3 protein-coding genes are annotated in these 1,716 nt (G+C 35.7%); all 3 read right to left on the reverse strand.

What is annotated here, in order from left to right; translation table 11 throughout:
* Positions 1-210: 210 nt before the first annotated feature.
* Complete coding sequence (locus AC23L6_RS13310; protein ID WP_487562968.1) at positions 211-519, reverse strand: helix-turn-helix domain-containing protein; 309 nt, start codon at positions 517-519, stop codon at positions 211-213.
* The gene (locus tag AC23L6_RS13315) at positions 519-866 is read right to left on the reverse strand and encodes a type II toxin-antitoxin system RelE/ParE family toxin (RefSeq protein WP_487562969.1); all 348 of its coding nucleotides are present in this window, start codon (positions 864-866) and stop codon (positions 519-521) included. The genes AC23L6_RS13310 and AC23L6_RS13315 overlap by 1 nt, the downstream gene beginning before the upstream one ends.
* Positions 867-1,119: 253 nt before the next feature.
* A complete protein-coding gene (locus AC23L6_RS13320; RefSeq protein WP_487562970.1) occupies positions 1,120-1,614 on the reverse strand; it encodes a phosphoribosylaminoimidazolesuccinocarboxamide synthase in 495 nt (164 codons plus the stop codon).
* Between the last annotated feature and the right edge of the window lie 102 nt (positions 1,615-1,716).

The raw sequence follows: 1,716 nt of genomic DNA on the forward strand, positions 1-1,716 counted from the left end.
CTTAAAATCCATTTATAGACCTCCTGTGAAGTAGAAAAGAAATCAAAATGAGGTTTTTTCACAGCCTGACGTTCCGGGGCTTGCCGAAGGCGGGGATTTTTGGCACTACAGTTCAATAGAATTATTATCGTTGAACCTTGCACAAAAGCTCAATCGAAGCACTTCAGCCCCGCTTTTGGCAAGCCCTTGTTGTGCGTTCGGCATAGTTTTTCAGTATGCTAATTTTCTGTTGTTCAATTCTATATTAAAGTTCACTTTTGCTCCCAAAGCTTCAAAAACTTTCAAAATTGTGGTAAATCTTGCGTCAGTTGTACTATTCTCAATTTTTGAAATTTGAGCTTTTTTCACGCCAACAAGTTCGCCCAACTCTTCTTGTGTCAAGTTGCGTTCTTGTCGAGCTTGTTTAATAGCTTGTCCTAATAAATCAAGACGAAGTTCGTTTTCAAATTCGTCACGTTTTTTTGTTCCTTTTTTACCGATGTAATTGTCGGTCAAATCTTCTAAACTATATGTTTTCATTACTTTTTATTTTTCTCGTTAAAATATTTTTCTCTCAATTTCTCAGCTCGGTCAATTTCACTTTTCGGAATTTTGTCCGTTTTCTTAATCAATCCGTGTGTCGAAATAACAACCGTGTCATTTTTGTCGGTCTTGTCCCAAAATGCAAAAAGTCGATAGTACGCTTTGTTGTATTTTGTTCTGAATTCCCAAATTTCGTCTTGCAACTTCTTAAAAAGTTCTTTATCGTTTACACTTCGAGCTTTCCAAACGTTGTAAACAACTTTGTTTCTTGTTTTTTCGTCCAGTCCGTCCAAAAACTCTTTAGCTTCCTCTAAAAACTCAACTCGAAATTTGTATTCATCCATTCAATATTAATTTTTAAGCAAAGATAAAAGTTTCTTATTTAGGAAACAAGTGTTTTCTGCAAATTTCTTCTTTTTCTGTCAATTATATTTCAGATTTTGTTTTTCAGTACCGTCGTGAAATGCTGACGCACAACGGTTTGGGTATTGCCGAAGGCGGGGATTTTTAGCACAAATGTTGATGCGGAGAACCAAACTTTGATTAACCACAAATGTGTCTCCGGAGCACTGAACCCGCCATTTTGCCAAACTGCTGTTAGCGGTTCGTTATTAATTTTTCGTCTGTCATTATTTTAATCGCTTTCTCTGTTTCATTTTGTCCGTCTGTCAATGAACCTGGCAACATTATTAATCTTTTTTTTATTTTACCTTGTTCGTCTTCAAATAACACTTCAAATCTTGAACGGGTCAAACCGATAATTGCCTTTTTAAATTTTACTTCTTTGATTTTTTGTCGGTCTATGATTGGTGTTGCAGAGTTGTTTATACTATTTGCAATTCCGTAAACTAGATAAATTCCGAAAAGTCCGAATAATATTGGTTGTGCGATTTGTCCGTTTTTGTAACTGTCAAAAGCAAAATAAAAAAGTCCGAAAGAAAGTCCACCGTAAATGATAAGGATTCTCGATATGTTATTTCCTACTGTCACTTTCGCAACATTACCGATAATTCCGTCTCGTGTCAGAACAATTTTGTCTGGCAAAATATGGCAAAAGCCAGTTTTCGTTTTAAATGTCTTTTCGTTGTCCATTGTTTTCTCTTCGTCTGTTATAATGACCGCTAACGTCAGACTGTGAAAAAACCTCACAGCCCTTCGAACAAATATAGCAAAATGTTTTCAAGCAGTAGTTTA

It is taken from the genome of Flavobacterium sp. R1_16 (assembly GCF_057652095.1).